The following is a 21,343-nucleotide window of genomic DNA, read 5'->3' on the forward strand; positions in this document are numbered from 1 at the left end:
GCGAGGCGCCGCGTCACGCCGCGGGCTGCGGCGCCACGAGAACGTCGGCGCTGCCCTCGGCCATCACCGTGCGCGTGGTGCTGCCGAGCAGCAGGTCCTGCAGCGTGCTGCGGCCCTGGCGGCCGATGGCGACCAGGTCGCAGGACTGTGCCCGTTCGGCCTGCACGATCTGCATCCACGGGTCGGCGCCGTCGGGCGTGGCGAAGCCGGTGCGCGCCGCGGCCAGGCCCGCCGCGGCGGCCAGCGCCTCCAGCCGCGCGCGCGCCTCCCGGCGCATCCGCTCGCGGTACTGCGCGAGCGTGGTGTCGGCCACGCCCGCAGTGCGCAGCCGGCTCTCGAAGGGCAGTTCGACGGCGTGCAGCAGCACCAGTTCCGCCGCGGGCGCCACGCGTGCGGCCAGCGCCAGCAGCGCCGCGCTGCAGGGCGAGAAGTCCAGCGCCACCAGCACGCGCCGGTAGGCCTGCGCGGGCGCCCGGCGCACCATCAGCGCCGGCCGCGCGGAGCGCGCCGCGATGCGCTCGGCCGTCGAGCCGATCACCACCCCGCGCAGCAGGCCGGCGCCGCGCGTGCCGGTGACCACGAGGTCGGCGCCGGTGCGTTCGGCCGCGTGGCCGACCGCCTCGACCGGGTTCCCCAGCGCCAGCTCCGCGTCGACCGCCAGCCCATGGCGCCGGGCCAACGCGGCGGCCTGCTCGTGCAGCCGCGCGCGCGCATCGTCCTGCAGCGTGGCGGCGGCCGCGTCGCCGCCCTCCAGCCCGCGACGCAGTTCCTCGAGCGCGCTCGTGCTGAGGGCGTGCACAAGGGTCAGCCTCGCGCCGGCCGCCTGCGCCAGCAGCGCGGCGCGCTCCGCGGCGTCGGCCGCGGGCGTGGACAGGTCGGTCGCGGCGACGATGGCGTGCAGGGCGCTCATGGGCAGGTGGTCTGGTTGCGTGCGGGTTGCCGGGATGGATCCTGCGCACCGCCGCAGGTTCCGGCCCGTGCCCGCAGCCTACGCCACCTTGCGTATTGGCCCCGGCGAGGGGTCAACCTAACCTGTGTGCATCCCAACCAGGAGCAACCGCCCATGAAACTTTCCCGTCGCCTCGCCGGCAAGACCCTCATCGCCCTCGGCGCCGCCGCCTGCGCGCTGGGCCTGACCGAGATGGCGCGTGCCGCCGACACCATCAAGGTCGGCATCCTGCACTCGCTGTCCGGCACCATGGCCATCTCCGAGACCGTGCTGAAGGACGTGGCGCTGATGACGATCGACGAGATCAACGCCAAGGGCGGCGTGCTCGGCAAGAAGCTCGAGCCGGTGGTCGTCGACCCGGCCTCGAACTGGCCCCTCTTCGCCGAGAAGGCCAAGCAGCTGATCACGCAGGACAAGGTGGCCGCGGTGTTCGGCTGCTGGACTTCGGTGAGCCGCAAGTCGGTGCTGCCGGTGTTCGAGGAGACCAACTCGCTGCTGTTCTACCCGGTGCAGTACGAGGGCGAGGAGCTCTCGAAGAACGTGTTCTACACCGGCGCCGCGCCGAACCAGCAGGCCATCCCCGCCGTCGAGTACCTGATGAGCAAGGACGGCGGCTCGGCCAAGCGCTGGGTGCTGCTGGGCACCGACTACGTGTACCCGCGCACGACCAACAAGATCCTGCGCGCCTTCCTGAAGAGCAAGGGCGTGGCCGAGGCCGACATCATGGAGGAGTACACCCCGTTCGGGCACTCCGACTACCAGAGCATCATCGCCAAGATCAAGAAGTTCGCCAGCGAAGGCAAGAAGACGGCGGTGGTCTCGACCATCAACGGCGACTCCAACGTGCCCTTCTACAAGGAGCTCGGCAACCAGGGCCTGAAGGCGACCGACGTGCCGGTGGTGGCCTTCTCGGTGGGTGAGGAAGAGCTGCGCGGCGTGGACACCAAGCCGCTCGTGGGCCACCTGGCGGCGTGGAACTACTTCATGTCGATCAAGAGCCCGGCCAACACCGCGTTCGTGAAGCAGTGGAGCGACTACGCCAAGGCCAAGAACATCCCCGGCCACAAGGACAAGCCGCTGACCAACGACCCGATGGAGGCCACCTACATCGGCATCCACATGTGGGCCCAGGCGGTCACCAAGGCCAAGTCCACCGACACCGACAAGGTGATCGCCGCGATGGCCGGCCAGACCTTCCCGGCGCCGGGCGGCTTCACGTCCACGATGGACAAGGAGAACCACCACCTGCACAAGCCGGTGTTCATCGGCGAGGTGAAGGCCGACGGCCAGTTCAACGTGGTGTGGAAGACCAAGGGCCCGGTCGTGGCCGACCCGTGGAGCGACTTCATCCCGGAGAACAAGGACAAGAAGAACGTTCCTGAGAAGAAGTGACCCCCCGAGCGCCTTGACGGCGCTCCCCCCTCGAAGGGGGGCGACGCCAGCGGACCGGCGAAGCCGGATCCGCGGCGTCCACTCGATGGCGCGGGCGGGCTGCGCCCGGCCCACATCTTGCTCGCCCGATCTCCATGCTTCGACGCCTCGTTCTCTGCTGTCTGCTGCTGTGTGCGCCCTGGGTGGCGCATGCCCTCACCGCCGCGCAGGCCAGGGCCATTGCCGACGGCGACAGCGATGAGCGCATCGCGGCGCTGAACGCGGCTGCCGCCGACGGGGCGCCGGGGCTCGGCGAGTTCGTGCAGGCGCTGCTCGACGATGCGGTCAAGGTGGCCGGCGAGCAGGTCTTCGTGGTGCGCGACGACAAGGCCGTCGACGCCGCCACCGGTGCGCCGGCCACGCTGCCGGCCGAGGCGGAAGACGTCGTCAACAACAACCGCGTGCGCGGTGCGCTGAACGCGGCGCGTGCCGCGCTGCAGCTGTTCTCGCCCGACCTGGCCACGCGCCGCGCCGGCATCGCCGAGCTGCAGAAGGAGTCGCTCGAGGAAGCGCAGCTGCCGCTGATCGACAAGGCCTACGCGGCCGAGAGCGACGCGGCGCTGAAGCAAGCGCTGGATCGCATGCGCGCGACCATCCTGGTTGCCGCGCCGGACAAGGCCCGGCGCCTGGAGGCCGTGGCGGCGCTGGCCGGCAGCGGGCAGGCGAGCGTCGCGAGCCTGATCCAGGAGCGCCTCGCGCCCGACGCCGAGACCGACCCGGAGGTGCGCGCGGCGCTGTCGCGTGCGCTGGAAGCCATCCGCGCGAAGCTCGCCTGGGGCGAACGCGCCGGCGTGGTGTTCACCGGCATCTCGCTCGGCTCCATCCTGCTGCTCGCCGCGCTCGGCCTGGCCATCACCTACGGCCTGATGGGCGTGATCAACATGGCGCACGGCGAGCTGATCATGATCGGGGCCTACGCCACCTACCTGGTGCAGAACCTGTTCCGCAGCTGGCTGCCCGGGCTGTTCGACGCCTACATCCTGGTGGCGATCCCGGCCTCCTTCCTGGCCTCGGCGCTGGTCGGCGCGGCGATGGAGCGCAGCGTGATCCGCTGGCTCTACGGCCGCCCGCTCGAGACGCTGCTGGCCACCTGGGGCATCAGCCTGGTGCTGATGCAGGGCGTGCGCTCGCTGTTCGGCGCGCAGAACGTGCCGGTGGAGAACCCGGCCTGGCTGTCCGGCGGACTGCAGGTGATGAGCAACCTGACGCTGCCCTACAACCGCATCGCGATCATCGTGTTCGCGGCGCTGGTGCTGGCCGGCATGGCGCTGCTGATCGCGCGCACCCGGCTTGGCCTGTTCGTGCGCGGCGTGACGCAGAACCGCCGCATGGCCGCCTGCGTGGGCGTCGATACGGCCAAGGTGGACACCTACGCCTTCGGGCTCGGCTCGGGCATCGCCGGGCTGGCCGGCTGTGCGCTGTCGCAGGTCGGCAACGTCGGGCCCGACCTGGGGCAGAGCTACATCGTCGACTCGTTCCTGGTCGTGGTGCTCGGCGGCGTGGGGCAGCTCGCCGGCACGGTCTACGCGGCGCTCGGCCTGGGTGTGCTGAACAAGCTGCTGGAGGGCTGGGCCGGCGCGGTGCTGGCCAAGATCATGGTGCTCGTCTTCATCGTGATCTTCATCCAGAAGCGACCACAGGGGATCTTTGCCATGAAGGGCCGGAGCGCCGAAGCATGAGTGCCGTCCTGCCCGCCTCCGCCGCGCCGGTGCCGGCCACGCGCTTCCTCTCGCTGTCCAGCTGGTTCGGCGTGCTGGCCGCGCTGCTGGCCGTGGTCGTGCTCGCGCCGGTGCTCAACCTCGTCGTGCCCGAGGGCCATGTGCTCCACATGAGCGACTTCGCCGTCGCGCTGGTGGGCAAGATCATGTGCTACGCGATCTGCGCGCTGGCGATGGACCTGATCTGGGGCTACACCGGCATCCTCTCGCTCGGCCACGGCCTGTTCTTCGCGCTCGGCGGCTACGCGATGGGCATGTACCTGATGCGCCAGATCGGCCGCGACGGGCAGTACCAGTCCGACATGCCGGACTTCATGGTGTTCCTGAACTGGAAGGAGTTCCCCTGGCACTGGGTGTTCAGCGACAGCTTCGGCTTCCAGCTCGCGATGGTGGTGCTCGCGCCGGGGCTGCTGGCCTTCGTGTTCGGCTACTTCGCCTTCCGCTCGCGCATCAAGGGCGTGTACTTCTCCATCATCACCCAGGCGATGACCTTCGCCGCGATGCTGCTGTTCTTCCGCAACGAGACCGGGTTCGGCGGCAACAACGGCTTCACCGATTTCAAGCGCATCCTCGGCATCCCGATCGCCACGCCGCAGATGCGCATGCTGCTGTTCGTGATCACCGGTCTCACGCTGATCGGCTTCTACCTGATGGCGCGGTGGCTGGTGGGCAGCAAGTTCGGCCGCGTGCTGCAGGCCATCCGCGACGCCGAGAGCCGCGTGATGTTCACGGGCTACGACCCGATCCGCTACAAGCTGACCATCTGGGTCATCTCGGCGGTGATGTGCGGCATCGCCGGTGCGCTGTACGTGCCGCAGGTGGGCATCATCAACCCGAGCGAGATGAGCCCGGCGGCGAGCATCGAGATGGCGATCTGGGCCGCGGTGGGCGGGCGCGGCACGCTGGTCGGGCCGATCCTCGGCGCCTTCGTCGTCAACGGCGGCAAGAGCGTGTTCACGCAGTACTTCCCGGAGTTCTGGCTCTACGTGCTGGGCGCGATGTTCATCGCGGTGACGCTGTTCCTGCCGCACGGCATCGTCGGGCTGCTGCGGCGCGCGAAGAAGGAGGTGCGCTCGTGACGCCGGACCTGATGAAGGCCGGCGCGCAGATCCGCGCCGAACACGAGAAGATCGTCGCGCAGAAGGCGGTGTCCGGCGGCGCGAGCTACGGCCGCGTCGTCACCGGCGAACTCGACGTCACGCACGGCGCCATCCTCTACCTCGACGACATCACCGTCAGCTTCGATGGCTTCAAGGCGCTCAACGCGCTCAGCCTGTCGATCAGCGCCGGCGAGCTGCGCTGCATCATCGGCCCGAACGGCGCCGGCAAGACGACCATGATGGACGTGATCACCGGCAAGACCCGGCCGGATGCCGGCAAGGCCTTCTTCGGCTCGACCATCGACCTGCTGCGCCTGCGCGAGAACGAGATCGCCACCATCGGCATCGGCCGCAAGTTCCAGAAGCCCACGGTCTTCGAGCACCTGACGGTGTTCGAGAACCTCGAGCTGGCGCTCAAGACCGACCACGGCGTGCGGGCCTCGATGTTCTTCCGCCTCACGCCGACGCAGCTCGACCGCATCGGCGAGGTGCTGACGCTGATCCACCTGAAGGAGGCCGCGCAGCGCACCGCCGGGCTGCTCAGCCACGGCCAGAAGCAGTGGCTCGAGATCGGCATGCTGTTGATGCAGGACCCGAAGCTGCTGCTGCTCGACGAACCCGTGGCCGGCATGACCGACGAGGAGACCGAGCGCACCGCCGAGCTGTTCCTCTCGCTCGAGGGCAGCCATTCGCTGGTGGTGGTGGAGCACGACATGAAGTTCATCGGCGAGCTGACGCAGGGCAAGCCGAGCAAGAAGGTCACGGTGCTGCACGAGGGCAGTGTGCTGGCCGAGGGCTCGCTCGCCGACGTGCAGGCGAACGAGAAGGTCGTCGAGGTCTACCTCGGAAGGTGAGCATGCTCAGCGTCGACGGCATCAACCAGTACTACGGCGGCTCGCACATCCTGCGCAACCTCGGCTTCGAGTCCAAGGTGGGCGAGGTGACGGTGGTGCTCGGCCGCAACGGCGTGGGCAAGACCACGCTGCTGAAGAGCCTGATGGGCGTGGTGCCGGTCAAGACCGGCACGATCAAGCTCGACGGCCAGGACATCACGCGCCTGACGCCCTACGAGCGCGTGCGCCGCGGCGTAGGCTACGTGCCGCAGGGCCGCGAGATCTTCGGCCGCCTGACGGTCGAGGAGAACCTGCGCATGGGGCTGGCCTACAAGAGCGGCGGCACGCCGATCCCGGCCGAGCTGTTCGAGCTGTTCCCCATCCTCAAGCAGTTCCTGAACCGCCGCGGCGGCGACCTCTCCGGCGGCCAGCAGCAGCAGCTCGCGATCGCGCGCGCGCTCGCCGCGGGCCCGAAGCTGCTGATCCTCGACGAGCCGACCGAGGGCATCCAGCCCAGCATCATCAAGGACATCGGCCGCGTGATCCGCATGCTGGCCGACCGCAAGACCATGGCCATCGTGCTCGTGGAGCAGTACTACGACTTCGCCGCCGAGCTGGCCGACCAGTACCTGCTGATGGAGCGCGGCGAGATCGTCGCCCGCGGCCGCGGCGCCGACATGGCGCGCGACGGCGTGCGGGAGAAGATGGCGATCTGATCTCGCCCACCGCCGGAGCGCCTCACGGCGCATCCGACAGCTCGATGGCCGGTTCGCCGTCGTCGGCCTGCACCACCAGCACCTTCACGTCGTTCGGGCTGACGCTGGCCGGCACGGTGGCGAGCAACCAGTCGGCATTCTTCGCCAGGTTGACGTTGGCGCTGAAGATCACGTCCTTGGTGCCGGCGGTCGTCAGCCGCAGCTGGTAGTTGCCGCCCTCGAGTTCGCGCGAGTCCTGGCCCGATTCGGGCACCGCCACCTTGTAGTTCACCGCCGCGAAGGTGGGGGGCTGCGTGGCCAGGTCGGCGCCCGGGGCGCTCAGGTACACGTCCAGCGCGGCGGCGTTGAACGAGGCGTTGAACAGGCGCACGCGGGCGTTGTCGGAGACGATGCCCTTGTTGTAGGGGTCGTCGATCATCACCACGTCGGTCAGCGAGCCGCTGCCCGGCACGGCGAGCAGCGTGTACTTGTTGCCGCGCCCGGCGTCGAAGGTCACGCTGCCCACCGTCAGCGCGGGCGCGCTCGTGGTCTTCACGTCCCAGCGGAAGGTGTCGGTACCGATCTCCACGTAGGGCGAGGCGTCCTTGTAGGCCAGGCCGCTCAGCTCGGGCGCGACGGTCTGGTCCTGGCGGTACAGCGTCACCTCGGGGGCGAGCGGGATGGCGTGCACCAGGCGGATCTTGGGGTCGGCGAGGTCGAGCCGGTCGTCGGCGTTGTCGTTGCCGCCGCCGCAGGCGGCGAGCAGCGCAAACGGGACGGCGGCGAGCAGGAGCTTGAGCGAGCGGTTCATGGAAGGGTCCTTTCGTGGCGGGACGAGGGGTTCAGTGCTCCACCAATCTAGGACCGGGTCGGCACGGCGGATGTCGGCGCCGACGGCGTGCCGCTGTCGGCCGGCGCCTACGACCGTGTGGGACAAGGCCGCGTGCCGGCGCGTCCGGCGCGGGCGCGGGCCCTCACGCGCCTGTGCGTTCGATTGCATGACATTGGAGTCGCCTCGCGGCCGGGAGCCGCTGTTCGCGAAGCACCGGTGCAGGGATGCACGGTGCACCGTCACGCGGGGCCCTCGCTCAGGCCTGCCACACGCCGTAGCCCGCCTCGCGCAAGCCGATCGCGAGCTCCACTTCCATCTCTCGCGCGGCCTCGTACGGCATCGGGTTGTAGACCTCGTACAGGTGCGGCAGCAGGCGCAGCCCGTACTCACGGACGAATCGATTGGCCTGAATGCCGGCCTTGTGCTTGTCGAAGCGCAGATCGGGGTCGAGCCCGGTCATGCCGACGTAGACGAACGGCTTGCCGAGCTGCCAATCCGGGTTCGCCTTGCGGAAGCTCGCCTCGTTCCACACCCGGTCGGACAGTTCGACGACGTACACGTGGTGATGGTGGCGTGCATCGCGGCGCGGCATCGCACGAGTCTAGCGACCGACCAATCCGCGATGGCGGCACGCCGCGTGGCAGCCGAGCGTGGCCAAGGCCGCCAGGGCCGTTCTGGAGGGCCATGGACGGCCACAAGCGGTTGCTTACGAACGGCCACAGTGGGGATGCCCGAACGGCACACAGGAACCATTGCGCGGTGCGCGACTTGTCCCGGCCTTGCCCAGCCGGCAGTTCTCTTCGGGATCGTCAAGTCGTTGACGCCAGCAGGATCCGTCCAAATAAGCGGTCACGCCGTCGCCGGGCCCGGGATATGCCTGCCAGAGCTGCCGTAGCTGCGTACCGGCAAACCTCTCGCGACGCATGAAGCGGCGATGCGCGTAGGTCCTGTTCGAAGGCTGAACGGAAGCGGCCGCGCCTCAAGCGCCGCGAACCGCTGCGTGCCGCGCCAGCAGTTCGTCGCGCAGCGCGGTCGCCGCAGGACCGCGCACCCGGTCGCGCCGGTGCACCACGTACGCCTGCTCGCGCGACTCGCCCGCCGCCCCGAGGCTGCGCGAAGGAAGCTTCACGAGCCGCCCTTCGTCGAGTGCCTTCTTCACAGTCCACAGCGGCAGCCGGCCCCAGCCGAGGCCGGCCTCGATGAGGGCCAGCTTGGCTTCCTGCGTGCCGACGCGACAGGTCTGCGGCGAAAGCACGTTGAAGTCACGCCCCGTCGACATCGGCGTCGGGTCGCTCAGCACGATCTGCAGGTGTTCGGTGATGTCTTCGAGCCGCAGGCGTGCGCGCGGGCGAATGCGGTCGGCGAGCGCGTGGCTCGCAGCAACGACGGGCACGACGGCGACGGTACCCAGCGGCTCCTTGGTCAGCCGGGGATCGTTCAGTTCGTCGCCGACTGTCACCGCCAGCGCGCAGCGGCCGTCCAGCAACGCCACGAGCGGGCCCCCCAGGGGCGCCACCTGCAACTGCGCGCGCACGCCGGGATAGCGCTGGTGCACGGCGAGTAAGGCCTTGCCGACGAGCGGCAACGGAAACAACGTATCGACGACCACGGGCAACTCGAGCTCGAGCCCCATGCCGACGCCCTGCGCACGTGCACGCATGGTGTCGACCTTGAGCAAGACGGCGCGCGCGTCTTCCAGCAGCGCGATGCCAGCCGGCGTGAGCACCGGGCGCCGCCCGCGGCGGTCGAACAGCGTGATGTCGAGCTCGGCCTCCAGGCTGGCCACGGCATGGCTCACTGCCGATTGCGCACGCCGAAGCCGCGCCGCCCCGGCACGGAAGCCGCCCGCTTCGGCGATGGCCACGAAGGTGCGCAACTGGCCCAGGGTCAAGGTGTCGATCACTGATCCACTCTATCGATCGTTTGGGTCGAAATTATGTGGCTTCCGTCGATCGGCTTCATGGCTCAAAGTGCGCCCGTCAAACCTGCATGGAGGAAACCACATGACGATCCGACCCCGTGTGCTGGTGCTGTACTACTCGTCGTACGGCCACGTGGAAGCCCTGGCGCGCGCGGTGCGCGAGGGCGCCGAAGTGGCTGGGGCAGAGGCCCGGCTCAAGCGCGTGCCCGAGCTGGTGCCGCCGCAGGTGGCCGAGCGGGCGCGCTACAAGCTGGCGCAGCCCGCGCCCGTTGCACGCGTCGAGGAGCTGGTGGAGTACGACGCAATCATCTTCGGCACGCCCACGCGCTTCGGCACGATGGCAGCGCAGATGAAGAACTTCATCGACCAGGCAGGCGGGCTGTGGGCGCGGGATGCGCTGGTCGGCAAGGTGGGCAGCGTGTTCACCTCCACGGGCTCGCAGCACGGCGGGCAGGAGGCCACGCTGCTCACGAGCCATGTGCCGCTGCTGCACCTGGGCATGCTCATCGTCGGGCTGCCGTACAGCTTCAAGGGGCAGAACCGCATGGACGAGGTGACGGGTGGCAGCCCCTATGGAGCGTCGACCATCGCCGACGATGGGCAAGGCGGCGACAGGCAACCCAGCGCGAACGAGCTGGCGGGCGCGCGCTTCCAGGGCGCTCATGTGGCGTGCGTGGCGCGCGACCTGTTGCTCGGGCGGCAGGCCCGGCAGGCGGCATGAACACCCCGAAAGGCGCCGCCCGCGAATCGCCCTGGCCCATGACCTTGCTGCTGGTAGGAGCCGGACTCGTCTCCGCCGTGCAGCTCGGCAAAGCACCGGCGGCAATGCAGGCGATGCAGGTCGCTCTCGGCCTGCCGCTGGAGCGGGTGGCCTGGCTGCTCTCCGCCTTCGGCGTCGTGGGCGCGTTGTTCGGCATTGCCATCGGCACGGCGACCGACAGGCTGGGCGCACGCCGCACACTGGTGGCCGGTCTCGCGTTGCAGGGCGCGGCATCGGCTGCCGGCGCCGCGGCTCAGAATGCGACGCTGCTGATCGCGAGCCGGCTGGTCGAAGGCGTCGGGTTCCTCGCCGTGATCGTGGCCGCGCCCGCGTTGATCGCGCGTGTCGTTCCTGCCTCGCGCGCCGCAGGTCCGATGGCGGCCTGGAGCGCCTTCATGCCCGCCGGCATGGCGCTCGTGTTGCTCGCCTCGCCGTGGCTGCTGGCCGCGGGCTGGAGGGTGCTGTGGTGGGTGGGCAGCGGGCTCGCGCTGGGCTATGCGGCACTGGCCGCATGGCGCGCACCGCGCGACGGGACCAAGCACTCGCCCTCACGAGGTAGTGCCCTGCCGTTGCGCCGCACCTTGCTCGCGCGCGGCCCGCTCGCCTTGCTGTTGTTGTTCATGCTGTACGCCGGCGCGTGGTTCGCCTTGTTCGGACTGTTGCCGGTCGTGCTGGACGGCGGCCTGGCCGCCACGCCGGCGCAGGCCAACATGCTGACCGCGCTCGCCATCGCGAGCGGTGGCGCCGGCAACCTGGCGGGCGGCGCCCTGCTCGCGCGGGGCATGCGGCCCGCCTCGCTGGTGGCGGGAGCGCTCGGCGTGTGCGCTCTGCTCGCGCTTTCGGTGGCCATGGAATCGCTCGGCGCCTGGCCGCGTTACTGGCTCGTCGTCGCATTCGCCACGGTGGCCGGCCTCGTGCCACCGGCGCTCTTCGCCGAAGCGCCGGCGCAGGCGCCGCATGCATCAACCCTGGGCCTCACACTCGGGATGATGATGCAAGGCAACAATCTCGGGCTGGTCGCCGGTCCGGCGGCAGGCGCTGCGCTCATCGCCACGGGGGGATGGCCTGCGCTGGCAGCTGGCGTGGCCGCGTTGGCGGGGACGGGCATCGTGGCCTCGGTGTGCTTGCTGCCCAGGCCCGTGGCCGGCACGCGAACTCCGCGGGCCACCGAAACCCAGGCGCCGCAAGCTCATCACAGCCCCGCAGCAAGCAGACCTATGGGGCCTCCCGCAACCGGAGCCGATCGCGTGCGCTCCGGTCCGCGACAGCACAGCACATGAACGCGTAATGGCCCTGTCACGCGCGTGTGCTCCGTTGAGCCACAGCGGGCGTTGTCCGATGTGCTCGATGATCAGCAGAAGGGGTGAGCCGGCCCGACCTCAAGCCGCGCTTCGCGACTCAATCGCTCCGCGCCCTGCCCGCCAGCGTAAGCCCACGAAGAGTGGCCGAAGGTCAGCTTTGCGGCAACGAGGCCGAGACGCCGTAGGTCCCTTCCGGGTCGCCAGGCGACTCCAGTCCTATGCGATTGAACGCAAAGCCATCTCAGCCGCTCAGGCCGCGTGCCACAGCGCCGCGCAGAAGTGGCAAGCGCTGCCCGCCATGACGAACAGGTGCCAGACGAAGTGGGCGTAGCGCCACCGCGAGTCGAACACGAAGACCACCGCGCCGAGCGTGTAGGCCAGCCCGCCGGCCACCAGCCAGGCCAGCCCGGCACCCGACATGCGCTGCACCAGCGGCGCGGCGGCGACCAGCGCGCCCCAGCCCATCAGCACGTAGAGGCCGGTCGACCACAGCGGGTGGCGCAGGCGGTCGAGCAGCTTCGCGGCCACGCCCAGCAGAGCCGCCGCCCAGACCAGGCCGAACAGCGTCCAGCCCCAGGCGCCGCGCAGCACGCCGAAGGTGAAGGGCATGTAGCTGCCGGCGATGAAGAGGTAGATGGCCGCATGGTCGAGGCGGTTGAACCAGCGCTTGGCACGGCCGGCCGGCAGCGCGTGGTACAGCGCCGAGACCAGGTACAGCAGGATCATCGTGGCCGAGAAGAGGCTCGCGCCGACGACACTCGCCGCGCCCTGCCGCGCGGCCACACCCACCAGCAGCGGCAGCGCGGCCGCTGCGAGCAGGCAGGCGATGCCGTGACTCAAGGCGTTGGCGATCTCCTCGCCGGCGGTCTGGTCTCGATCGAGGGCACGGGCGCGCATGGCGGCATGGTATCCGGGCCGCCATGACTGGCTGCCGTCAGAATCGTGACCACCCGATCCAGGTCAATGGCCACCCACGCATGATCACCGTCCACCACCTGAACGACTCGCGCTCGCAGCGCGTTCTCTGGCTGCTCGAGGAGCTGGAGCTGCCCTACGAGATCAGGCACTACCAGCGCGACCGGCAGACGATGCTGGCGCCGCCGGAGCTGCGCGCGGTGCATCCGCTGGGCAAGTCGCCGGTGCTCAGCGACGGCGAGGCCACGGTGGCCGAGTCCGGCGCGATCATCGAGTACCTGATCGAACGCCATGGCGGCGGGCGCCTGAAGCCCGCGCCCGGCACGCCGGAACTGCTGCGCTGGCGCTACTGGCTGCACTTCGCCGAGGGTACGGCGATGCCGCAGCTGCTGCTCAAGCTGGTGTGCGACCGCATCGCCAGCGCGCCGATGCCCTTCATCGCCCGGCCGGTGGCGCGTGCGATCTCGGCCAAGGTGCTGGCGAGCTTCGTCACGCCCAACCTCGAGCGCCAGCTCGACTTCATGGAGGCCGAGCTGGCCGCGCGGCCCTGGTTTGCCGGCGCCGAATTCAGCGCGGCGGACATCCAGATGAGCTTCCCGGTCGAGGCGGCAGCCCAGCGCGCGGGGCTGGACGATGCGCGCCCGCGCCTGATGGACTGGCTCGCACGCATCCATGCCCGGCCGGCCTTCCACCGCGCGCTGCAGCGCGGCGGGCCGTACAGCTTCGCCACGCCCTGACGCAGCCGCGCGTCCGGAACGGACATCGCCGCGTAGGTCGATTCGGGGGGTGGATGCTTCCCCCGGGGCTGGCGCAGAATCCGCGCTCGCCGTCGTTGCTGAACCGAGTACAAGGAGGACGTTCGTGTCGATCCGCATGTTGCTGCGTGCCTGGCTGGTGTGCGCCCTGGTGCTGCTGGCCGGTGCACCGGCATGGGCCACCCCGGGCAAGGTGGTCGTCGGGACCTACATCAACAAGATGACCGAGCTGAGCTTCAAGGAAAGCAAGTTCTCGCTCGACTTCTACATCTGGTTCCGCTGGAAGGCCGAGGGCGAGCTGGCCGAGTACAAGCCGCTCGAGAGCATGGAGCTGATCAACGGCCGCATCGACGGCAAGAGCAGCGTGGTCGAGAAGAAGATCGGCGAGCTGAACTACGCCTCGGCACGCATCACCGCCACCATCTTCAAGAACTGGGCGCTGGAGAGCTTTCCGTTCGACAGCCACCGCGTGCAGGTGCACCTGGAGGACAGCCAGTTCGTCGACAGCGCGCTGGTGTTCGAGCCCGACGTGGCCAACTCGCGCCTGGGCGACGAGCTGAGCCTGCCGGGCTGGCTGGTCTCGGGCTTCGCGACCCAGGCGACGCAGAAGGAATACAAGAGCAACTACGGCGACACGTCGCTGCCCACCGACGCGCTGTCGACCTACTCGCGCCTGACCTTCGGCATGGATCTGACCCGCGCCGGCGTGGGCTCGGCGGTCAAGCTGCTGTCCACGGTGGTGTTCGCCACGCTGGTGGCCTTCGTCGCCTTCGGCATCCGGCCGGTGGACGTGGACCCGCGTTTCGGCCTGGGCGTCGGCGCGCTGTTCGCGGTGGCCGCCAGCGCCTTCGTGGTGGCCTCCAGCATCCCGGAGTCGGCGCTGCTGACCGTGGCCGACCAGATGCACATGGTGGCGATGGGCTTCATCTTCGCCTCGATCGTGCAGTCGGCGATCTGCCTGAAGTGGGACGAGGCCGGCGAGGAGGCGAAGTGGAAGCGGCTGGACCGCCTCTGCATCTTCCTGTTCCCGGGCGCCTTCCTGCTGTGGACCGGCTGGCTGGTGTTCAAGGCCTACCGCTGATCAGGTGCGCCAGATGCGCGGCGGCAGGTCGGGCAGCCCCCAGGCCTGCTCGCGCCAGCGGCCGCGCACCTGCCTGAACAGGGCCGTCAAGGGCTCGACACGCTCGGCCACGGCGCGCAGCAGCACGAGCGTGTCGTCGGGGGCCGTCGCCCCGGCCCACGCCGCCAGCGGGTGGGCCGCGACGGCCGCCCGGGCCGAGTCCAGCAGCGCCTCGCGCTGTGCGGCCGCCAGCGGCGTGCCGGCGGCGAACCAGAGCGTGCCCAGCACGCGCCGGCCGGCCAGGCCGAGCGGCGAATCGAGCAGCAGCGTGTCGTCGGCGGCGATCACGCCGCGCTCCAGCCAGCGGCCGGGCAGTTCCAGGTGCTGCAGGTAGCGGCCGCGTTCGAAGGGCGCGCCGGCGGCCGGCAGGCCGAGCGCGAGCAGGTCCCAGCCGATGGTCTCGGCGCCCGGCGCGAGTTCGAAGCGCAGGTGGTTCTCGGCCAGGCAGCCGCTGTAGGCCAGGGTCTCGAGCGGCAGCCATTCCAGCCGCGCGCCGGCGTCGAGGCGGGCGCGCAACGACTGCACCGCCGGTTCGCCGGCGCTGCGGTAGAAACGCGCCGCGCCGGGGGTGGTCAGCAGCGCATGGCTGCCGGCCTGCAGCTGCAGATCGATGTCGAGCCGGTCGCCGCCGACCATGCCGCCGGGCGGGTGCACCAGCACGTGGTGGCAGACCGCCGGGCCTTCGGGGTAGAGCCGCTGCAGCACGCGCAGCGGCCCCTCGTGGCGGTCGTGCGAGACGGTGGTGTCGCTGTCGCGCCGGTAGTCCAGCGCGAGCCGCCCGTGCCAGGCCATCAGCGCCGCTGCCAGAAGGCGCGGTGCTGCGCCGCGATCTCTTCGGCCAGCGCGCGCACCGGGCCGATCACGCGGATCTCCTTCTGCCCGCGTGCAAAGAGATCGCGGCAGGGCAGGTCCAGCGTCGGGTTCTCGGCATGGTCGCCGGTGATCGCGAGCAGCGCACGCTCCTCCATCCCGTAGACCACCCGGCCGATGTGGGCCCAGTACTGCGTGCCGGCGCACATCGCACACGGCTCGACGGTGGTGACCAGCGTGCAGCCCCACAGCTGCCCGGGCGTGAAGCGGGCGGCCGCCTCGCGCGCCAGCACCGCCTCGGCGTGGTTGACGCCGTCGACGTTGCCCTGCTCCATCAGCACCGTCTCGTGGTCGGGGGCCACGAGCACGGCGCCGAAGGGGTGGTGGCCGGCGTCCAGCGCGCGCTGCGCCACAGCCTGGGCGCGCCGCAGCATCGCGGCGACCTGCGCTTCGGTGGGTTCGGTGCGGTCGGTGTCCACTCAGCGATTGTGCGCGCCGCGGTGCGCCCACGCCGTGGTGCGCTTCTCGATCACCGCGAACAGCTCGTACATCGCCATCGCCATCAGGCCGACCACCACCAGGCCGGAGAAGGCCAGCCCCATCTGCATCGAGCTGCCGGCGCTGATCAGCAGGTAGCCGATGCCCTCGTTGCTGGCCGTCATCTCGCTGACCGTGGTGCCGACGAAGGCCAGCGTGATGGCCACCTTCAGCGAGGCGTAGAAGTAGGGCAGCGAGCGCGGCAGGCCGATCTTCAGCAGCACGTCGCGGCGCTTTGCGCCGAGCACGCGCAGCACGTCCTCGAGCTCGGGCTCGAGGGTCGCGAGGCCGGTGGCGATGTTGACCATGATCGGGAAGAAGCTGATCAGGAAGGCGGTCAGCACCGCCGGCCCGACGCCGATGCCGAACCACACCACCAGGATGGGCACGAAGGCCGCCTTGGGCAGTGCGTTGAAGCCGGTCATCAGCGGGTACATCGCGTCGTAGGCCAGGCGCGAGCTGCCCATCAGGAAGCCGAGCAGCACGCCCACGACGATGGCGAGCGCGAAGCCGAGCATCGTCACCCAGAAGGTGTGCCAGGCGTGGCCGAGGATCAGCCCACGCTGCTCCCAGGTGGCCACGGCGATGCGCCACGGGCTCGGGAAGATGAACTCGCTGACCTCGAAACCCGAGCAGATCGCCTGCCACAGCAGCACGGTGACGACGAGCAGCAGCAGCGGGGCGGCGCGTTCCAGCGGGGTCTTCATGGCGCCACCTCGGCCGGGCCGCCCACCGGCTTGCCGGATTCACGACGAATGGCGCCGATGTGCCCGCGCAGCTCGTGCACGATGTCGGTGAAGACCGGCGTGTAGGTGATCTCCAGGTCGCGCGGGCGCGGCAGGTCGATCTCGCGCCGCACCACGAAGCGGCCCGGGCTGCGGCTCATCACGTACACCGTGTCGGCGAGGAAGACGCTCTCGCGCAGGTCGTGCGTGACGAGGATGACGTTGAACTTGCGCTGCGCCTGCAGGTCGCGCAGCGCACACCACAGCTCCTCGCGGGTGAAGGCGTCGAGCGCGCCGAAGGGCTCGTCCAGCAGCAGCATCTTCGGCTCGTGGATCAGCGCGCGGCAGATGCTGGCGCGCTGCTGCATGCCGCCGGAGAGCTGCCAGGGGTACTTGTCCTCATAACCCGCGAGGCCCACGCTCGCCAGCAGCGCACGCGCCTTCTCGGCATACTCGGCGCGCCTGCTGCGGAAGCTCGAGCGCCAGGGCTCGACGATCTCCAGCGGCAGCAGCACGTTGGCCAGCGTGGTGCGCCAGGGCAGCAGGCTGGGGGCCTGGAAGGCCATGCCGGTGATCTTCAGCGGGCCGCGCACCTCCTGCCCGCCGATGATCACCGTGCCCCGGCTCGGCCGCTTCAGGCCGGTGGCGAGCTTCATGAAGGTGGACTTGCCGCAGCCCGAGGGCCCGACGATGGCGATGAACTCGCCCTCGCCGACCTTCAGGTCGATCGCCTCGACGGCGTACTGGCCCTTGGCGAGCAGCTCGTCGTTGTAGGCCAGCCAGACGTCGTGGAAATCGACGAAGCTCGGGGTGTCCATGTCACCGCTTCACTTCCGGAAGATCGCGCGCTCGGCCGCGGCCGGCAGGAAGGCGGCGTTCCACACCGCCGCCGGGTTGACCCGCTCCTTGGTGGCAAAGGCATCCGACACCTGGCTCGCCATCAGGCTCAGCCGGCCGGGGTCGACCGCGCCGAAGCCCTCGGCCTTCGCATCGGGCGTCAGCACGGTCTGGTCCAGCGCCAGCCGCAGGCGGCGCAGTTCCAGATCGGCGTTGACGATGCCGTCGCGCTCCTTCACCGTGGCCACCGCGGCCTTCGGGTCGGCGATCACGTCCTTCACGCCCTTGGTGAAGGCGCGCAGGAAGCCCTTCACCGCCTCCGGGTTCTTCTTGAGGAACTCCTCGCCGGCGATCACCACGTTGCCGTACAGCTTCACGCCGTGCTGCGCGTAGGGCAGCACGACGATGTCTTCCGTCTTGACGCCGCGCGCCTCGAGGTTGAGCAGCGAGGTGAACGAGAAGCCGGTGATGGCGTCGATGTCGCCGCGCACCAGCATGGTCTCGCGCAGCGGCGGGTCCATCGCCGTCCAGGCAACGTTCTCGACCTTGTTCGCCTTGGCGAAGATCGGCCAGGCGCGGCGGCCGGCGTCGAACACCGGGGCGCCCAGCTTCTTGCCGGAGAGATCCGCCGGGGTCTTGATGCCGGACTTCTTCAGCGCCAGCACCGCGGCCGGCGTGTTGTTGTAGACCATCATCACCGCCACCGGCTTGTTCGGCGCGGTCGGGTTGTTGGCGTGGAACTCCATCAGCGCCGCCAGGTCGGCGAAGCCCATGTCGTAGGTGCCCGACGCCACCCGGGTGACGGTGCCGCCCGAGCCGTTGCCGGCATCGATGCTGACGTTCAGCTTCTCGGCCTTGAAGTAGCCCTTGGCGGCGGGCACCAGGAACAGGGCGGCGGGGCCCTCGAAGCGCCAGTCGAGCTGGAACTTGACGGGGGTCTCCTGGGCGTGCAGCGGCAGGGCGAGGGCCAGCGCCAGGGCGGCGACGGCGCGGCGGGACAGGGTGGGCAGGGTCATGCGCAGGGCTCCGACAACGGCGGGTGGACGATGCCCAACCGCCGTGCAAGAACCGTGCACGCGCCGCCCGGCGTTCAGCCCAGCAGGTCGAACAAGGTGCGCGCCACCACCTTGGTGGCGCGGCGCAGGTCTTCCAGCACCAGGTGCTCGTCGGCGCGCTTGGCGTTGCTCTCGAACACCGTGCGCGGGCCGGCGCCGTAGATCACCGCCGGCACGCCGCGTTCGCCGTACAGGCGCACGTCGGTGTACAGCGGCGTGCCCGAGGTCGGGATCTCCTCGCCGAACACGCTGCGGCCGTGTTTCTGGATCGCGTCGACGAGGGGCTTGTTGCCCGGCAGCGGCTGCATCGAGTTCGCCAGCAGCAGCCGCCTGATCTCTACCGTGATGCCCGGGAAGGTGGCCGCCGCCTCGGCGATCACGCGGCGGATCGAGGCCTCCACCTCGGCCGGGTTCTCCTCGGGGATCATGCGGCGGTCGAGCTTGAGCACCACCTTGCCCGGCACGACATTGGTGTTGGTGCCGCCCTCGATGCGGCCGACGTTCAGGTACGGGTGCTTGATGCCCGGCACCCTGGACGTGACCGACTGGTAGAGCCGGTTCTGCGCGTACAGCGCGTTGAGGATCACCGTGGCGCCCTGCAGCGCATCGACGCCGGTGTCGGGAATCGCCGCATGCGCCATCTTGCCGTGCACGGTGACTTCCATCTGCAGGCAGCCGTTGTGCGCGGTGACGACCTGGTAGCTGAAGCCGGCGGCGATCAGCAGGTCGGGCCTGGTCAGGCCGTTCTTGAGCAGCCAGCCGGGGCCGAGCTCGCCGCCGAACTCCTCGTCGTAGGTGAAGTGCAGCTCGACGCCGCCGGAAAGCTTCGCGCCGAGCGACTCGAGCGCGCGGGTCGCGAAGGTGAAGGTGGCGAAATCGCTCTTGCTCACCGCCGAGGCGCGGCCGTAGAGCTTGCCGTCCTCGATCTGCGCACCGTAGGGGTCGTGCTGCCAGCCCTCGCCGGGCGGCACCACGTCGCCATGCGCGTTCAGCGCGATCGTCTTCCCCTCGCCATAACGACGTCGCACGATCAGGTTGGTGATCGACTCGAGGCCGTAGTCCTTCACGGCCTGCGCCGGCACCGGGTGCTTCTCGGCCTGGTAGCCGATGGCCTGCAGCAGCTCGGCGGTGCGCTCGGCGTGCGGCGCGTTGTTGCCCGGCGGCGTGTCGGTGGGCACCTGCACGAGGGCCTGCAGGAAACGCACCTCCTCGTCGAAGTGGGCGTCGATCCAGGCATCGAGTTGTTCGTAGGCGTTCATGACAGTTCGGAGCAGAGTTGTTCGAGCACGTGCTGGAAGGCGCGCACGGAAAGGTCGCAGTCGTCGTTGGTCGACGATTCGAGCGGGTTGTGGCTGATGCCCGAGTTCAGGCCGCGCACGAACAGCATCGCCTGCGGCATCACCTCGTGCAGCTTCATCGCGTCGTGGCCGGCGCCGCTGGGCATGCGGTAGATCGGCAGCCCGAGCGACTCGACCGCACGCTCCCAGCGTGCCTGCCACTCGGGCGCGCTCGGGGCGGCGGCGGCGCGCATGGTCTCCTCCAGCGTGTGGTGCAGGCCGCGGCGCGTGCAGATGCGCTCGAGTTCGGCCAGCGTGTCGGCGGCGCAGGCGTCGCGCACCTCGTTGGTCGTCGCGCGGATGTCGAGGCTGAACCTGCAGCGTCCCGGCACCACGTTGATCGAGCCGCCCGGCACCTCCAGCATGCCGACGGTACCCACCAGGTTCGGCACGCCGGCCGCGCGCCGCTCCAGGAACAGCACCAGCTCGGCGACGGCCGCCGCCGCGTCGCGCCGCCGGTCCATCGGCGTGGTGCCGGCGTGGCTGGCCATGCCGACGACTTCGCCCACGTAGCGCACGCTGCCGTTGATCGAGGTGACCACGCCGAGCGGCAGGTCGATCTCGTTGAGCACCGGCCCCTGCTCGATGTGCACCTCGACGAAGCCGAGGTAGCTCGACGGGTCGCGCTTCATGGCGCCGATGGCCTCGAGCGTGCCGGGCCGGCCGGCGGCGCGCATCGCCTCGCGCATCGTGATGCCGTCGGCATCGCGCTGCTCGAGCCAGGCCGGGTCGAACTGGCCGATCACCGCGCCCGAGCCGAGGAAGGTGGCCTTGTAGCGCTGGCCCTCTTCTTCCGCGAAGCCGATCACCTCGATGCCGAAGGGCAGGCGCCGGCCCGCGCGGTGCAGCTCGCGCACGGCGACCAGCGGCACGAAGATGCCCAGCCGCCCGTCGTACTTGCCGCCGTTGCGCACCGTGTCGTAGTGCGAGCCGGTCAGCAGGCGCCTGGCCTGTGGATCGCTGCCGTGGTAGACACCGACCACGTTGCCCACCGCATCGACCGACACCTCGTCGAAGCCGCAGTCGCTCATCCAGCGCTGCAGCTGCGCCTGGCAGGCCTGGTGCGCCGCCGTCAGGTAGGTGACGGTCAGCTGGCCCTGTTCGGCGTAGCCCGGGTCGCTGTGCTGCGCCAGCAGCTCGGCGCAGTCCCACACCTGGTTGCCGAAGGTCGGCGCGAACCCGAACTTGTCGTTCAGCCGCATCTCGACGATGCGGTGGATGTTGCGCAGCGCCTCGCGCAGCTCGAAGTCCGGGTGATTGCCGAGCCGCCGGGCGAAGGTGGCGATGATCTCGGCGCGTGTCAGGCCCGTGCCGCGCGGGCCGCGCACCGCGAGGATGAACGGGAAGCCGAACCGGGCGTTGTAGGCCGCGTTCAGCTGCTGGATGCGCTCGAACTCGGCCGGCGAGCAGTTCGTCAGGCCCGAGGCGCTCTGCTCGTGCGTCGATTCGGCGGTGAGCGTCTTGCTGACCATCGCCTTGCCCGCGAGCTCCGGGTGGGCGCGGATCAGCGTCAGCTGCGCGTCGCGCCCGGCCTCGTCCAGCACCTGCACCATGGCGTGCTTGAGCTGGTGGATCGAGGCGAACGGCCGGCGCGCCAGCGCGCGCTCGGCGATCCAGGGCGAGTGTTCGTATAGCCCGTCGAGCAGCGCGGCCGCCTCGGCGGGGCTCGCGGCGTTCAGTTGGTCCAGCGTCAGCGGCATGTTGAGTGGGCA

21 protein-coding genes are annotated in these 21,343 nt (G+C 70.1%); 9 read left to right on the top strand and 12 right to left on the bottom strand.

Annotated elements, in window-relative coordinates; all coding sequences use genetic code 11:
- Window positions 1–13 precede the first annotated feature (13 nt).
- Complete coding sequence (locus D9C15_RS27350) at window positions 14–910, bottom strand: universal stress protein (protein WP_128002102.1); 897 nt, start codon at window positions 908–910, stop codon at window positions 14–16.
- 153 nt (window positions 911–1,063) lie between these two features.
- Here D9C15_RS27350 and urtA point away from each other — a divergent pair, with 153 nt between their 5' ends.
- The 5 genes from urtA to urtE all read left to right on the top strand — a co-directional run bounded on the left by urtA (window position 1,064) and on the right by urtE (window position 6,747).
- The gene (gene urtA / locus D9C15_RS27355; RefSeq protein WP_128002104.1) at window positions 1,064–2,341 is read left to right on the top strand and encodes an urea ABC transporter substrate-binding protein; all 1,278 of its coding nucleotides are present in this window, start codon (window positions 1,064–1,066) and stop codon (window positions 2,339–2,341) included.
- Between the two features lie 134 nt (window positions 2,342–2,475).
- Window positions 2,476–4,059 (top strand): urea ABC transporter permease subunit UrtB, encoded by a 1,584-nt coding sequence (urtB, locus tag D9C15_RS27360; RefSeq protein WP_128002106.1) that lies wholly within the window; start codon window positions 2,476–2,478, stop codon window positions 4,057–4,059.
- Window positions 4,056–5,177, top strand: coding sequence for an urea ABC transporter permease subunit UrtC (gene urtC / locus D9C15_RS27365; protein WP_128002108.1), 1,122 nt, complete (start codon window positions 4,056–4,058; stop codon window positions 5,175–5,177). Before urtB ends, urtC begins: the two co-directional genes overlap by 4 nt.
- The gene (urtD, locus tag D9C15_RS27370) at window positions 5,174–6,052 is read left to right on the top strand and encodes an urea ABC transporter ATP-binding protein UrtD (RefSeq protein ID WP_128002110.1); all 879 of its coding nucleotides are present in this window, start codon (window positions 5,174–5,176) and stop codon (window positions 6,050–6,052) included. The genes urtC and urtD overlap by 4 nt, the downstream gene beginning before the upstream one ends.
- Window positions 6,053–6,054: 2 nt before the next feature.
- Complete coding sequence (gene urtE / locus D9C15_RS27375) at window positions 6,055–6,747, top strand: urea ABC transporter ATP-binding subunit UrtE (RefSeq protein WP_128002112.1); 693 nt, start codon at window positions 6,055–6,057, stop codon at window positions 6,745–6,747.
- 22 nt (window positions 6,748–6,769) lie between these two features.
- Here urtE and D9C15_RS27380 read toward each other — a convergent pair whose 3' ends face one another.
- The 3 genes from D9C15_RS27380 to D9C15_RS27390 all read right to left on the bottom strand — a co-directional run bounded on the left by D9C15_RS27380 (window position 6,770) and on the right by D9C15_RS27390 (window position 9,461).
- Window positions 6,770–7,537, bottom strand: coding sequence for a DUF4397 domain-containing protein (locus D9C15_RS27380; protein WP_128002114.1), 768 nt, complete (start codon window positions 7,535–7,537; stop codon window positions 6,770–6,772).
- Window positions 7,538–7,814: 277 nt separating this feature from the next.
- Window positions 7,815–8,150, bottom strand: coding sequence for a hypothetical protein (locus tag D9C15_RS27385; protein WP_128002116.1), 336 nt, complete (start codon window positions 8,148–8,150; stop codon window positions 7,815–7,817).
- A gap of 387 nt (window positions 8,151–8,537) precedes the next feature.
- Complete coding sequence (locus D9C15_RS27390; RefSeq protein WP_128002118.1) at window positions 8,538–9,461, bottom strand: LysR family transcriptional regulator; 924 nt, start codon at window positions 9,459–9,461, stop codon at window positions 8,538–8,540.
- A gap of 100 nt (window positions 9,462–9,561) precedes the next feature.
- On the opposite strand from D9C15_RS27390, the gene wrbA reads away from it, so the two are divergent.
- Together wrbA and D9C15_RS27400 are read left to right on the top strand one after the other, a co-directional pair.
- Window positions 9,562–10,200 (top strand): NAD(P)H:quinone oxidoreductase, encoded by a 639-nt coding sequence (gene wrbA, locus D9C15_RS27395; protein WP_128002120.1) that lies wholly within the window; start codon window positions 9,562–9,564, stop codon window positions 10,198–10,200.
- The gene (locus tag D9C15_RS27400; RefSeq protein ID WP_128002122.1) at window positions 10,197–11,519 is read left to right on the top strand and encodes an MFS transporter; all 1,323 of its coding nucleotides are present in this window, start codon (window positions 10,197–10,199) and stop codon (window positions 11,517–11,519) included. The genes wrbA and D9C15_RS27400 overlap by 4 nt, the downstream gene beginning before the upstream one ends.
- Window positions 11,520–11,789: 270 nt before the next feature.
- Here D9C15_RS27400 and trhA read toward each other — a convergent pair whose 3' ends face one another.
- On the bottom strand, window positions 11,790–12,437 hold the full coding sequence (gene trhA / locus D9C15_RS27405) for a PAQR family membrane homeostasis protein TrhA (RefSeq protein ID WP_128002124.1): 648 nt from the start codon (window positions 12,435–12,437) through the stop codon (window positions 11,790–11,792).
- A gap of 80 nt (window positions 12,438–12,517) precedes the next feature.
- Between trhA and D9C15_RS27410 the strand changes: the two genes are divergently transcribed.
- Both D9C15_RS27410 and D9C15_RS27415 read left to right on the top strand, forming a co-directional pair.
- Window positions 12,518–13,192: a glutathione S-transferase gene (locus D9C15_RS27410; RefSeq protein WP_128002126.1), complete on the top strand. Its 675-nt coding sequence runs from the start codon at window positions 12,518–12,520 to the stop codon at window positions 13,190–13,192.
- 124 nt (window positions 13,193–13,316) lie between these two features.
- A complete protein-coding gene (locus D9C15_RS27415; RefSeq protein ID WP_128002128.1) occupies window positions 13,317–14,291 on the top strand; it encodes a ligand-gated ion channel in 975 nt (324 codons plus the stop codon).
- Here D9C15_RS27415 and D9C15_RS27420 read toward each other — a convergent pair whose 3' ends face one another.
- The 7 genes from D9C15_RS27420 to uraD all read right to left on the bottom strand — a co-directional run bounded on the left by D9C15_RS27420 (window position 14,292) and on the right by uraD (window position 21,331).
- Window positions 14,292–15,122, bottom strand: a complete 831-nt coding sequence (locus D9C15_RS27420) for an urease accessory protein UreD (RefSeq protein WP_128002130.1) — start codon at window positions 15,120–15,122, stop codon at window positions 14,292–14,294.
- Window positions 15,122–15,574, bottom strand: coding sequence for a nucleoside deaminase (locus tag D9C15_RS27425; protein ID WP_128002193.1), 453 nt, complete (start codon window positions 15,572–15,574; stop codon window positions 15,122–15,124). Before D9C15_RS27425 ends, D9C15_RS27420 begins: the two co-directional genes overlap by 1 nt.
- Before the next feature lie 45 nt (window positions 15,575–15,619).
- Window positions 15,620–16,384: an ABC transporter permease gene (locus tag D9C15_RS27430; RefSeq protein WP_128002132.1), complete on the bottom strand. Its 765-nt coding sequence runs from the start codon at window positions 16,382–16,384 to the stop codon at window positions 15,620–15,622.
- Window positions 16,381–17,220, bottom strand: coding sequence for an ABC transporter ATP-binding protein (locus tag D9C15_RS27435; protein ID WP_128002134.1), 840 nt, complete (start codon window positions 17,218–17,220; stop codon window positions 16,381–16,383). The genes D9C15_RS27430 and D9C15_RS27435 overlap by 4 nt, the downstream gene beginning before the upstream one ends.
- Before the next feature lie 9 nt (window positions 17,221–17,229).
- Window positions 17,230–18,255, bottom strand: a complete 1,026-nt coding sequence (locus D9C15_RS27440; protein ID WP_128002136.1) for an ABC transporter substrate-binding protein — start codon at window positions 18,253–18,255, stop codon at window positions 17,230–17,232.
- A gap of 74 nt (window positions 18,256–18,329) precedes the next feature.
- Entirely contained in the window at window positions 18,330–19,553 is a 1,224-nt protein-coding gene (locus tag D9C15_RS27445) for a M20 family metallopeptidase (RefSeq protein ID WP_128002138.1), read from the bottom strand.
- A complete protein-coding gene (gene uraD / locus D9C15_RS27450) occupies window positions 19,550–21,331 on the bottom strand; it encodes a 2-oxo-4-hydroxy-4-carboxy-5-ureidoimidazoline decarboxylase (RefSeq protein WP_128002140.1) in 1,782 nt (593 codons plus the stop codon). Before uraD ends, D9C15_RS27445 begins: the two co-directional genes overlap by 4 nt.
- Between the last annotated feature and the right edge of the window lie 12 nt (window positions 21,332–21,343).

Origin of the sequence: Piscinibacter defluvii, assembly GCF_004011805.1 — a bacterium.
In the GTDB taxonomy this organism is placed as follows: domain Bacteria; phylum Pseudomonadota; class Gammaproteobacteria; order Burkholderiales; family Burkholderiaceae_C; genus Piscinibacter; species Piscinibacter defluvii.

What these genes read in the sequence shown, in the direction of transcription:
- D9C15_RS27350 (WP_128002102.1), bottom strand. Translation starts at nt 910, where the DNA reads ATGAGCGCCCTGCACGCCATCGTCGCCGCGACCGACCTGTCCACGCCC.
- urtA (WP_128002104.1), top strand. Translation starts at nt 1,064, where the DNA reads ATGAAACTTTCCCGTCGCCTCGCCGGCAAGACCCTCATCGCCCTCGGC.
- urtB (WP_128002106.1), top strand. Translation starts at nt 2,476, where the DNA reads ATGCTTCGACGCCTCGTTCTCTGCTGTCTGCTGCTGTGTGCGCCCTGG.
- urtC (WP_128002108.1), top strand. Translation starts at nt 4,056, where the DNA reads ATGAGTGCCGTCCTGCCCGCCTCCGCCGCGCCGGTGCCGGCCACGCGC.
- urtE (WP_128002112.1), top strand. Translation starts at nt 6,055, where the DNA reads ATGCTCAGCGTCGACGGCATCAACCAGTACTACGGCGGCTCGCACATC.
- D9C15_RS27380 (WP_128002114.1), bottom strand. Translation starts at nt 7,537, where the DNA reads ATGAACCGCTCGCTCAAGCTCCTGCTCGCCGCCGTCCCGTTTGCGCTG.
- D9C15_RS27385 (WP_128002116.1), bottom strand. Translation starts at nt 8,150, where the DNA reads ATGCCGCGCCGCGATGCACGCCACCATCACCACGTGTACGTCGTCGAA.
- wrbA (WP_128002120.1), top strand. Translation starts at nt 9,562, where the DNA reads ATGACGATCCGACCCCGTGTGCTGGTGCTGTACTACTCGTCGTACGGC.
- D9C15_RS27400 (WP_128002122.1), top strand. Translation starts at nt 10,197, where the DNA reads ATGAACACCCCGAAAGGCGCCGCCCGCGAATCGCCCTGGCCCATGACC.
- trhA (WP_128002124.1), bottom strand. Translation starts at nt 12,437, where the DNA reads ATGCGCGCCCGTGCCCTCGATCGAGACCAGACCGCCGGCGAGGAGATC.
- D9C15_RS27410 (WP_128002126.1), top strand. Translation starts at nt 12,518, where the DNA reads ATGATCACCGTCCACCACCTGAACGACTCGCGCTCGCAGCGCGTTCTC.
- D9C15_RS27420 (WP_128002130.1), bottom strand. Translation starts at nt 15,122, where the DNA reads ATGGCCTGGCACGGGCGGCTCGCGCTGGACTACCGGCGCGACAGCGAC.
- D9C15_RS27425 (WP_128002193.1), bottom strand. Translation starts at nt 15,574, where the DNA reads ATGCTGCGGCGCGCCCAGGCTGTGGCGCAGCGCGCGCTGGACGCCGGC.
- D9C15_RS27430 (WP_128002132.1), bottom strand. Translation starts at nt 16,384, where the DNA reads ATGAAGACCCCGCTGGAACGCGCCGCCCCGCTGCTGCTGCTCGTCGTC.
- D9C15_RS27435 (WP_128002134.1), bottom strand. Translation starts at nt 17,220, where the DNA reads ATGGACACCCCGAGCTTCGTCGATTTCCACGACGTCTGGCTGGCCTAC.
- D9C15_RS27440 (WP_128002136.1), bottom strand. Translation starts at nt 18,255, where the DNA reads ATGACCCTGCCCACCCTGTCCCGCCGCGCCGTCGCCGCCCTGGCGCTG.
- D9C15_RS27445 (WP_128002138.1), bottom strand. Translation starts at nt 19,553, where the DNA reads ATGAACGCCTACGAACAACTCGATGCCTGGATCGACGCCCACTTCGAC.
- uraD (WP_128002140.1), bottom strand. Translation starts at nt 21,331, where the DNA reads ATGCCGCTGACGCTGGACCAACTGAACGCCGCGAGCCCCGCCGAGGCG.